The sequence below is a fragment of the Streptomyces sp. NPDC026672 genome (assembly GCF_040638185.1).
GTDB lineage: Bacteria > Actinomycetota > Actinomycetes > Streptomycetales > Streptomycetaceae > Streptomyces.
The window spans coordinates 43,078-55,536 of the sequence record NZ_JBEZXS010000035.1 but is presented as its reverse complement, the minus strand read 5'-3'; the positions used below and the strand labels follow the sequence as shown (position 1 = coordinate 55,536).

Below are 12,459 nucleotides of genomic sequence, written 5' to 3'. Positions count from 1 at the left end.
CTTGGTGTTTGGAGTGCCATCCATGAACGAGCCGGTATCCGGGGAGGCCCGGACCCTCACTGCGGCCCACGAACCCGTGGCCGTGGTCGGCCTCGCCTGTCGGCTGCCCGGTGCCGACGGACCGGACGCGTACTGGAGCCTGCTCGTCGAGGGCCGCAACGCGATCACCGACACCCCGGTGGACCGCCGTCCGGCCGCCGCGCACGACACCGCGTTCACCACCGGCCGGGGCGACACCATCGCGTACCGCGGCGGCTTCATCGACGCCCCCGCCGACTTCGACGCCGCGTTCTTCGGCATCTCGCCCCGCGAGGCCGAGGCCATGGACCCGCAGGCGCGGCTCGTCCTCGAACTCGGCTGGGAGGCACTGGAGAACGCGGCACTGCCCGTCTCCCGGCTGCCGCACGCCACGGGCGTGTTCATCGGCGCCGACGTCTCCGACTACGCCGGACTCGTCCACCAGCAGGGCACGGCCGCCGTCGGCCACCACACCCTCACCGGCCTCAACCGGGGTCTGATCGCCAACCGTCTGTCCTACGCGCTCGGCATCGGCGGGCCCAGCCTCAGCGTCGACAGCGCGCAGTCCTCCTCGCTCGTCGCCGTGCAGCTGGCCTGCGAGAGCCTGCGCGCCGGGGACTGCGAGGTCGCCCTCGCCGGCGGCGTCCACCTCAACCTCGTACCGGGCAGCACCCGGGCCGCCGCCGAGTTCGGCGGGCTCAGCCCGGACGGGCAGTGCCACACCTTCGACGCGCGGGCCAACGGGTTCGTCCGCGGTGAGGGTGCCGGCGTCGTCGTGCTCAAGCCCCTCGCCCGGGCCCTCGCCGACGGCGACCGCGTGTACGCCGTGATCCGCGGCGGCGCCGTCAACAACGACGGCACCGGCGCGAGCCTCACCACCCCCGACGCCGCCGCGCAGGAGGCCGTCGTGCGCAGCGCGTGCGAGCGCGCGGGCGTCGCCCCCGGCAGCGTCGACTACGTGGAACTCCACGGCACCGGCACCCGTGTCGGGGACCCCGTCGAGGCCGCCGCGCTCGGCGCCGCCCTGGGTACCGACCCGCACCGCACCACCCCGCTCGCGGTGGGCTCGGTGAAGACGAACATCGGCCACCTGGAGGGCGCGGCGGGCATCGCCGGGCTGCTCAAGGTGGTGCTGTGCCTGGCCCATGGCCGGCTCGTGCCGACCCTCAACCACACGGTGCCCAACCCGGCGATCGACCTGGACGGCCTCGGTCTGCGCGTCCAGCTGGAGACCGCCGACTGGACGCCCGCCGGGCCGGACCGCCCGCTGCTCGCCGGTGTCTCGTCCTTCGGCATGGGCGGCACCAACGCCCACCTCGTCCTCGAACAGGCCCCCGCCCCCGCCGTGTCGGCGCGGTCCGCCGCGGCGCAGAACGGCTCGGCGCGGGACACCACGGCGCCCGACGTGCCCTGGCTGGTGTCCGCCCGCAGCCCCGAGGCGCTGCGCGCCCAGGTCGAGCGGCTCGCCGCGCACCCCGTGGCCGGCCGCACCCCGGTGGACGTCGGATGGTCGCTGCTCACCACCCGTACGACCCACGAGTACCGTGCCGTCGGCGCCGGGTCCGACGCGGAGTCGATCCTGCGCAGGCTGGCCGCCGCCGTACCGCCCGGTCCGGCCGCCGCCGGCCTGGACCGGCCGGTGTTCGTCTTCCCCGGGCAGGGCAGCCAGTGGACCGACATGGCCGTACGACTGCTGGCCACCGCCCCGGTCTTCGCGGACCGCATCGCCGAGTGCGAGCGCGCCCTCGCCCCCTACGTCGACTGGTCCCTGTCCGCCGTCCTGCGCGGTGAGCCGGACGCGCCCGCCCTGGAGGGCGCGGACGCCGACATCGTCCAGCCCGTGCTGTGGGCCGTGATGATCTCGCTGGCCGCACTGTGGCGTTCCTACGGAGTGGAGCCCGCGGCCGTCGTCGGGCACTCGCAGGGCGAGATCGCGGCCGCCTGCGTGGCGGGCGCGCTCAGCCTGGAGGACGGCGCGCTCATCGTCGCGCTGCGCGGCCGGGCGCTCGTCACGCTCAAGAACCTCAGCGGCATGATGTCCGTCGCACTCTCCGAACCCGAGGTGCGGGAGCTCATCGCCGCCTGGGACGGGCGAATCACCATCGGCGCCGTCAACGGCCCCTCCTCCGTGGCCGTGTCCGGCGACGCCGCCGCGCTGGCGGAACTCGTCACCGAGGCCGGCCGCCGGGGCCTGCGGGTGCATCGCATCAACATCGACTACGCCTCGCACTCCGAGCACGTCGAGACCGTGCGGGACGAGGTGCTGCGGGTGCTCGCCCCGGTCACCGCGCGCACCCCCGAGACCCCCTTCCTCTCCACCGTCACCGGTGACTGGCTGGAGGGCCCGGTCACCGACGCCGACTACTGGTACGCCAACCTCCGTCGGCCGGTGCTCCTGGAGCCCGCCGTACGGGCCCTGGCCGAGGCGGGACACCGGACATTCATCGAGGTCAGCCCGCACCCCGTGCTCACCTCCCCGGTCCGCGAGACGGTCGAGGCGGCCGTCCCCGGCGAGACCGTCCTGGTCACGGGGAGCCTGCGGCGCGGCGACGGCGGACTCGCCCGCTTCCACACCTCGCTCGGCGAACTCTGGACGCACGGCGCCACCGTCGACTGGGCCCCGGCCTTCGCCGGCCACCACCCGCGCACGGTCGACCTGCCCACCTACGCCTTCCAGCGCACCCGGCACTGGATCGAGACCGGCACCCCGGCCCCGGCCGCCCCCATCCAGGCCCCCGTAGCCCCGGCGGCACTGCCCGCCGCCCCGGCCCCGGCCGGTCACGGCGACAGCCTCCGTCTCGTCCGGGAGAGCGCCGCGCTCGTCCTCGGCCACTCCGGACCCGAGTCCGTCGATCCCGCCCGCACCTTCAAGGACCTCGGCTTCGACTCGGTGACCGTGGTCGAACTGCGCGACCGCGTGAACCGGGCCGCCGGACTGACCCTGCCCGCCACCGTCGTCTACGAGCACCCCTCCCCGGCCCGGCTCGCCCGCCACATCGACGCCACGCGCGACGCCGGCGCCACGGACGCCGGGACGTCCGACACCGTCCGGGCGGCCAGGGTGGGTTCCGCCGACGACGAACCCATCGCCATCGTGTCGATGGGCTGCCGCTACCCCGGCGAGGTGCGCACGCCGGAAGACCTGTGGCAGCTCGTGCGCGACGAGCTGGACGTCATCTCCGCGTTCCCCGCCGACCGCGGCTGGGACCTCACGAACCTCTACGACCCGGACCCCGACCGTAGCGGCGCCAGCTACGTTCGCGAGGGCGGATTCGTGGACGCCGCGGGCGAGTTCGACGCCGCGTTCTTCGGCATCTCGCCCCGCGAGGCCCTCGCCATGGACCCCCAGCAGCGCCTCCTCCTGGAGACGGCCTGGGAGACGGCCGAACGCGCCGGCATCAACCCCCACCTCCTCCAGGCCACCGCGACCGGCGTCTTCATCGGCGCCAGCGCCCTGGAGTACGGCCCGCGCCTGCACGAGGCGGTGGAGGGCGTCGAAGGACACGTCCTCACCGGCACCGCCACCAGCGTCGCCTCCGGCCGCATCGCCTACACCCTCGGCCTCGAAGGCCCCGCGGTGACCGTCGACACGGCCTGCTCCTCGTCCCTGGTCGCCCTGCACATGGCCGTACGGTCCCTGCGCTCCGGCGAGTGCTCGCTCGCCTTCGCGGGCGGCGCCGCCGTCCTCGGCGGACCGGGCATGTTCGTGGAGTTCAGTCGGCAGCACGGCCTCGCGAAGGACGGCCGCTGCAAGCCCTTCTCGGAGAACGCCGACGGCACCGGCTGGGGCGAGGGCGTCGGCATGGTGCTCCTGGAGCGGCTGTCCGACGCGCGCCGCAACGGGCACGAGGTCCTCGCGGTCGTGCGGGGTTCGGCGATCAACCAGGACGGTGCCTCCAACGGCCTCACGGCCCCCAACGGCCTCTCCCAGCAGCGGGTCATCCGCTCGGCGCTCGCCGACGCGGGCCTGGTCGCCACCGACGTGGACGCCGTGGAGGCGCACGGCACGGGCACCAAACTCGGTGACCCCATCGAGGCCGAGGCGCTGCTCGCGACCTACGGGCAGGGCCGCACGGACGGCGAACCCCTCTGGCTGGGCTCCCTGAAGGCCAACATCGGGCACACCCAGGCCGCCGCCGGCATCGCCGGCGTCATCAAGATGGTCCTCGCCATGCGCGAGGGCCTGCTGCCCCGCAGCCTGCACGGTGAGACGCCCAGCTCCTTCGTCGACTGGACCACCGGATCGGTCGAACTCCTCGCGGAGTCCCGCCCCTGGCCCGAGACCGGCCGGCCCCGCCGGGCCGCCGTCTCGTCCTTCGGCATCAGCGGCACCAACGCCCACGTCATCATCGAGCAGCCGGAAGCCGTGCCCGCGGCGCCCGTCGAGACCCCGGCCGCGGACACCGTCGTGCCCCTGCTGGTGTCGGCCCGCTCGGAGACCGCCCTCACCGCGCAGGTCGACCGGCTGCTGGCGCACCTGCGCGACACGGACGCCGTCCCGGTGGACGCGGCCTGGTCCCTCCTCGCCCAGCGCGCCCAGTTCGAGCACCGCGCGGTCCTGCTCGACGCGGAGGTCGTAGCCTCCGGCGCCGTGTCCCCCTCCCGGAGCGAATCCCCGGTGTTCGTGTTCCCGGGGCAGGGCGCCCAGTGGGTGGGGATGGCGGTCGAACTCCTGGACTCCTCGCCGGTGTTCGCGGCGCGGCTCGCCGAGTGCGCCGACGCGCTGGGCGAGTTCACCGACTTCGACCTGATCGATGTGGTCCGGGGTGCCGAGGGTGCTCCGGGCTTCGACCGGGTGGATGTTGTGCAGCCGGTGTTGTGGGCCGTGATGGTGTCCCTCGCAGCGTTGTGGGAGTCGTTCGGGGTCCGTCCCGCCGCTGTGGTGGGTCACTCGCAAGGCGAGATCGCGGCTGCCGTGGTGGCGGGTGCGCTGTCGCTTCAGGACGGTGCCCGGGTCGTGGCGCTGCGCAGTCGATCGATCATCGCTCTGGCGGGTCGTGGTGGCATGGTGTCGGTCGCCCTGTCGGTGGCGGACACGGAGGAGTTCATCGCCGACTGGGGCGGCCGGATTTCGGTGGCGGCGGTCAACGGGCCGACGTCGGTGGTGATTTCCGGTGACGCGGATGCTCTGGACGAGTTGGTGGAGCAGTCCGAGGGTCGGGGTGTGCGGGTGCGTCGTATCGAGGTGGACTATGCCTCGCACTCGGCCCATGTGGAGCTGATCCAGGGCGAGTTGCTTGAGCTGTTGGCTTCGGTCGAGCCGCGTACTCCCGAGGTGCCGTTCCTGTCGACGGTCACGGGTGAGTGGCTGGAGTCGGCGGTCACCGACGGGGCGTACTGGTACACTAACCTCCGTCAGACGGTGCAGTTGGAGCCCGCGGTCAGGAAGCTGGCGGCCTCCGGGCACGGTGCGTTCCTGGAGATGAGCCCCCACCCCGTCCTCACGGTCCCCGTCCAGGAGACTGTGGAGAACGCCGGGGCCGACGCCTTCGTGACCGGCACCCTCCGCCGCGGCCTCGGCGGCCTGTCGCGCTTCTACACCTCCCTCGGCGAAGCCTGGGCCCACGGTGTGTACGTCGACTGGACGCCCGTGTTCGCCGGGCACACCCCGCGCCCCGTGGCGCTGCCGACGTACGCCTTCCAGCGCCAGCACTACTGGCTCCAGGCGCCCAAGGCCACGGCGCCGGTGACGGACCCGGTGGACGACGCCTTCTGGAAGACCGTCGAGGACGGCGACCTCCAGGAGTTCGCCCGCACCCTCGGCCTCGCCGACACCTCCGCCCTGGACGAGATCGTCCCGGCCCTGTCCTCCTGGCGCCGCGGCCGGCGCGACCGTACGACCCTCGACGAGTGGCGCTACCGCGTCGCCTGGCGCGCCCTGCCCGCACCGCCGGCCGGCGGAGCCCGGCTCGACGGCACCTGGCTCCTCGTCGTCCCGGAGACCCACCAGGACGACCCGCTGACCACGGCCACGCGGGCCGCGCTCGCCGAACGCGCCGACGGCGTACGGGTGCTGACCCTCGGCACGGCGGACCTCGACCGCGCGCGGCTCGCCGCACGGCTCACCGGCGAGGGCGTCACCGAGGCCGCCGGCGTGCTCTCCCTGCTCGGGCTCGACGAGCGTCCGCACCCCGAGCACGTGTCCGTGCCGCAGGGCCTCGCCGGCAGCCTCGCACTCGTCCAGGCCCTGGGCGACGTGGCCGCGGACGCGCTCCTGTGGTGCGTCACCCGGGGCGCCGTCGCCGCCGACGGGGCCGCGCCCGCCGCCCCCGTCCAGGCGGGCGTCTGGGGGATCGGCCGGGTCGCCGCGCTGGAGCACCCGGGGCGCTGGGGCGGTCTGGTCGACGTCCTCGACCCGTCCGACGCCGTCCCGCTGCTCGACCACCTGGCCGGTGAGGCGGCCGAGGACCAGATCGCCCTGCGCGCCGGCAAGGCGCTCGGCCGCCGGCTGGTCCACGCCCCGCACGGCATCGCCCGGCCCGCCCGGGACTGGAGGCCGTCGGGCACCGTCCTCGTCACCGGCGGCACCGGTGCCCTCGGCACCCGCATGGCACGCTGGCTGTCCGCCGGCGGGGCCGAGCACGTCGTCCTGACCGGACGCCGGGGCGCCGACGCACCCGGTGCCACCGACCTGCGCGCGGAACTCGCCGAACGCGGTACCCGGATCACCGTCGTCGCCTGCGACATGGCCGACCGGGACGCCGTCGCCGCCCTGCCCGGGGAACTGGAGCGGGCGGGCGTCCCCCCGATCCGCACGGTCGTGCACGCGGCCGGTGTCAGCGCCCTCGGCTCGCTCGACGACGCCGGGATCACCGACCTGGAGTCGACCTTCGCGGGCAAGGTGCTCGGCGCCGACCACCTCGACACCGTCCTCGACCCCGCAGGTCTCGACGCCGTCGTCTACTTCTCCTCCATCTCCGGTACCTGGGGCGTCGCCGACCACGGCGCCTACGCCGCCGCCAACGCCGTCATCGACGCCTACGCGGAGCGGCGCCGCGCCGACGGCGTACCCGTCCTGTCGGTCGCCTGGGGACCCTGGGCGGGCGGCGGCATGATCGCCGAGGAGATCCAGGACGTCCTGCGCCGCCGCGGGGTGCCCGTGATCGACCCGGACACCGCCATCGCCGGCCTCCAGCTCGCCCTCGACCATGACGAGACGTTCGTCGCCCTCGCCGACGTCGACTGGCGGCGCTTCGCCGGCGTCTTCACCTCCGTCCGGCACAGCCCCCTGCTCGCCGAACTCCCCGAGGCACAGCCCGCCGACACCACGGACACGGCGGCCGAGACCACGCCCGACCTGCTCCGCCACCTCGCGGAACTCGACCCGGCCCGGCGCCGCACGGCCCTCGTCGGCCTGGTCAGCGCCCAGGTCGCCGACGTCCTCGGCCACGCGGACACCCAGGGCATCAACACCGCGGTCGCCTTCAAGGACCTCGGCTTCGACTCGCTCACCGCCGTCGAACTGCGCAACCGCCTGGGCAAGGCGACCGGGCTGCGGCTGCCCACCACCGTCGTCTTCGACCACCCCAGCGTCACGGTCCTCGCCGACTTCCTCGCCCAGCAGGCGTTCGGCTCCGACCGGCCGCAGCCCGCCGACCGCACCGCCGTCGCACGGACCGCGGCCGACGACGAGCCCATCGCCATCGTCTCCATGGGCTGCCGCTTCCCCGGCGGCGTCACCTCGCCCGAGGACCTGTGGCGGCTGGTGCAGGACGAACTCGACGTCATCTCCGCGTTCCCCGCCGACCGCGGCTGGGACCTCGCGGACCTCTACGACGCGAACCCCGACCACAGCGGCACCAGTTACGTCCGCGAGAGCGGGTTCCTGCACGACGCGGCCGAGTTCGACGCGGGCTTCTTCGGCATCTCGCCCCGCGAGGCCGTCGCCATGGACCCGCAGCAACGCCTCCTCCTGGAGACCACCTGGGAAGCGCTGGAGCGGGCCGGCATCGACCCGGCGTCCCTGCGCGGCAGCAGCACCGGCGTCTACGTCGGCCTGACCGAGCAGGAGTACGTCAGCAGTATGCGGGCCTCCGCGGAGGCCGAGGGTTACCTCGCCACCGGAGCCGCGTCGAGCGTCGCCTCCGGGCGCATCTCCTACACCCTGGGCCTCGAAGGCCCCGCCGTCACCATGGACACGGCCTGCTCCTCCTCGCTGGTCGCCCTGCACATGGCCGTGCGCGCCCTGCGCGCCGGAGAATGCGAACTCGCCCTGGCCGGTGGCGTCACCGTGATGTCCGGGCCGAGCCAGTTCATAGCCTTCAGCCGCCAGCGGGCCCTGGCCGAGGACGGCCGGTGCAAGCCGTTCTCCGAGGCGGCCGATGGTTTCGCCCTCGCCGAGGGCGTGGGCGTCCTGCTCCTGGAGCGGCTGTCCGACGCGCGCCGCAACGGGCACGAGGTCCTCGCGGTCGTCCGCGGTTCGGCGATCAACCAGGACGGTGCCTCCAACGGCCTCACGGCCCCCAACGGACTCTCCCAGCAGCGGGTCATCCGCGCGGCGCTCGCCGACGCGGGCCTGGCGGCGGCCGAGGTCGACGTGGTCGAGGCGCACGGCACGGGTACCAAGCTCGGTGACCCCATCGAGGCCGAGGCGCTGCTGGCCACGTATGGCAAGGAGCGGTCGGAGGACCGGCCGTTGTGGCTGGGTTCGGTGAAGTCCAACATCGGTCACACCCAGGCCGCTTCGGGCATGGCCGGCATCATCAAGATGGTCGAGGCGATGCAGTACGGCGTGCTGCCGAAGTCGCTGCACGCGGAGACCGTCTCGTCGTTCGTGGACTGGTCGGCCGGCGCCGTCGAGGTGCTGACCGAGGCCCGGACCTGGGAGGAGACCGGCCGGCCCCGCCGGGCCGCCGTCTCGTCCTTCGGCATCAGCGGCACCAACGCCCACGTCATCATCGAGCAGCCGGAGCCGGTGGAACCGGCTCGGCCGACCGAACCGGCCGGGGCGCCCGACGTGGACGCCGTGGTGCCCCTGCTGGTGTCGGCCCGCTCGGAGACCGCCCTCACCCCGCAGATCGAGCGGCTGCTCACCCACCTGCGCGACACCGGCACCCGCCCGGTGGACGTCGGGTGGTCCCTCCTCAACCACCGCGCCCAGTTCGAGCACCGGGCGGTGGTCGTCGGCGCGGAGACCGTCACCTCCGGCACCGTGACCCCCGCACGGACCCAGTCCCCGGTGTTCGTGTTCCCGGGTCAGGGTGCGCAGTGGGTGGGGATGGCGGTCGAACTCCTGGACTCCTCGCCGGTGTTCGCGGCGCGGTTCGGTGAGTGTGCCGCCGCGCTGAGCGAGTTCGTGGACTGGTCGTTGGTCGATGTGGTTCGGGGTGCCGAGGGTGCTCCGGGCTTCGACCGGGTGGATGTTGTGCAGCCGGTGCTGTGGGCCGTGATGGTGTCTCTTGCCGCGTTGTGGGAGTCGTTCGGTGTGAAGCCCGCCGCTGTGGTGGGTCATTCGCAGGGTGAGATCGCGGCTGCTGTGGTGGCGGGTGCGTTGTCGCTTCAGGACGGTGCCCGGGTCGTGGCGCTGCGGAGCCGGGCGATCATCGCTCTGGCGGGTCGTGGTGGCATGGTGTCGGTCGCCCTGTCGGTGGCGGACACGGAGGAGTTCATCGCCGACTGGGGCGGCCGGATCTCGGTGGCGGCTGTGAACGGGCCGACGTCGGTGGTGATCTCCGGTGACGCGGATGCTCTGGACGAGTTGGTGGAGCAGTCCGAGGGCCGGGGTGTGCGGGTGCGTCGTATCGAGGTGGACTATGCCTCGCACTCGGCCCATGTGGAGCTGATCCAGGACGAGTTGCTGGAGGTTCTGGCTTCGGTCGAGCCGCGTACTCCTGAGGTGCCGTTCCTGTCGACCGTCACGGGTGAGTGGCTGGAGTCGGCGGTCACCGACGGGGCGTACTGGTACACCAACCTCCGCCAGACCGTGCGACTGGAGCCCGCCGTACGCCAGTTGGCGGCCTCCGGGCACGGTGCGTTCCTGGAGATGAGCCCCCACCCCGTCCTGACCGTCCCGGTCCAGGAGACCGTCGAGTCCGCCGGGGCCGACGCCCTGGTCATCGGCACCCTCCGCCGCGGCCTGGGCGGCCTCGCCCGCTTCTACACCTCCCTCGGCGAAGCCTGGGCCAACGGCCTGACCGTCGACTGGACCCCGGCCTTCGCCCCGTACGCACCGCACCGGGTCGAACTGCCGACCTACGCCTTCCAGCACCAGCACTACTGGCTCCACGCGCCCAAGGCCACCGCCACGGCGGCGGACCCGGTGGACGAGGAGTTCTGGACGTCCGTCGACGACGGCGACCTGGAGGCGTTCGCGAAGACCCTCGGGCTCGGTGACACCACCGCGCTCGCCGAGATCGTCCCGGCCCTGTCCTCCTGGCGCCACGCCCGCCGCGACCGTACGACCCTCGACAACTGGCGCTACCGGGTCGTCTGGCGGCCGATGGCCGAGCAGCCCGTGCCCGGCGCGGGCCTGGACGGCGGCACCTGGCTCGTCGTGGTGCCGGCCGCCCTCAAGGGCGACACCCTGGCCACCGCCGCCACGGACGTCCTGCGGGCCGCCGGGGCCGACGTCGTCGAAGTTCCCCTGGAGCCCGGCGTGGACCGCGCCGAGCTGGCCGAACGGCTGCTCGTGGACGTGCCCGGCGCACCGCCCGCCGGCGTGCTGTCGCTGCTCGCCCTCGACACCACCGCGAGCGCACCCGGCTCCGGTGTCTCGAACGGACTGCTCGCGACGGCCACCCTCGTCCAGGCACTCGACGACGCCGGGGTCACCGGCCGGCTGTGGGGCCTGACCCGCGGCGCGGTCGCGACCGGCGGCGCCGACACCGCTCCCGACCCGGCGCAGGCCGCCGTCTGGGGACTCGTCCGCGTCGTCGGACTCGACGACCCCGACCGCTCGGGCGGACTCGTGGACCTGCCCGTCGAGGGCACCGTCTCCGCCGTGACCCGGCTGCCCGCCCTGCTCGCCGCGCCCGCGGCGGCCGACGACGGGCGCCGGGAGACCGAGTTCGCGGTGCGCGGCACGGAGGTGAGCGTGCGCCGCATGGTCCGCACGCCGTTGCGGAACGGCGGCGACGCCTGGCAGCCGCGCGGCACCGTCCTGATCACCGGCGGCACCGGCGCCCTCGGCGGCCACGTCGCCCGGTCCCTCGCCGCGGGCGGTGCCGAACACCTGATCCTCACCAGCAGGCGCGGTCCGGACGCGCCCGGCGCCGCTGCCCTGCGCGACGAACTCACCGCGCTCGGCTGCCGGGTGACCCTTGCGGCGTGCGACGTCGCCGACCGCGCCGCGCTCGCCGCGCTGCTCGACACCGTCCCCGACGACCTGCCGCTCACCGCCGTCGTGCACACCGCCGGCGCGGTCGAGACGGCACGGCCGCTCGGCGAACTGAGCCCCGAGGACGTGACCGCCGTGATGAACGGCAAGGTCCTCGGCGCCCGGCACCTCGCGGACCTGCTCGCCGACCGTCCGCTCGACGCGTTCGTGCTGTTCTCCTCCGGCGCCGGCGTCTGGGGCAATGGCGGACAGGGCCCGTACGCCGCCGCCAACGCCCACCTCGACGCCCTCGCCGAACAGCGCCGTTCCCAGGGGCTGACCGCCACCTCGATCGCCTGGGGAGCCTGGGCGGGCGGCGGCATGGTCGATGAGGAGGTCGGCGAACAGCTCCTGCGGCGCGGCGTCCCCGCGATGGCACCCGAACTCGCCGTGCGCGCCCTCGGCGGCGCCGTCGCCGAGGGCGGGAGCACGCTCGTCGTCGCCGACATCCGCTGGGACCGCTTCCTGCCCGCCTACTGCGCCCACGGCCACCGTCCGCTGATCGACGAGGTGCCCGAGGTGCGGGACCTCCTCGCCGCCCGCGAGGCCGAACCCGCCGGGACGCCCGACGACGAGACCGACGCGGCCGCCCAGCTGATCGCCGAACTGACCGCGCTGCCCGAGGCCAAGCGGCGGCGCAGGCTCGTCGACCTGGTCCGCACCCACGTGGGCGCGGTCCTCGGCCACGGCCCCTCCGAGACCGTCAAGGCCGGACGCGCCTTCCGCGACATGGGCTTCGACTCCCTGACCGCGCTGGAACTGCGCACCCGGCTCGGCACGGTCTTCGGCACCCGGCTCTCGGCGACGATCGTCTTCGACCACCCCACGCCGAACGCCCTCGCCGAACACCTGGACGCGGAGCTGCTGCCGCCCGCAGGCAGCACCCCGGCCGGTCCCGTCCCGGCCGGCCTGGAACAGCTGGAAGCCGCCTGGCGACAGGCGTCCGACCCCGCCGCACGGCAGGAACTGACGGTGGCGGTACGCACGCTGCTCGACACCTGGGCGGCATCCGAAGAGCCGGGGGAGGCGGCGGTCGACGAAGAACTGCTGACCGCCTCCGACGAGGACATGTTCGACCTGATCGACAGGGAACTCGGGATCTCCTGAGCGGAAACCCGTCCTGGCTC

The 12,459-nt window shown here is 74.2% G+C and carries 1 protein-coding gene; it reads left to right on the top strand.

Annotation, left to right across the window (positions count from 1 at the left end):
- Window positions 1-22: 22 nt before the first annotated feature.
- Window positions 23-12,439: a type I polyketide synthase gene (locus AB0F77_RS32030; protein WP_361955177.1), complete on the top strand. Its 12,417-nt coding sequence runs from the start codon at window positions 23-25 to the stop codon at window positions 12,437-12,439.
- The last annotated feature ends 20 nt before the right edge of the window (window positions 12,440-12,459 follow it).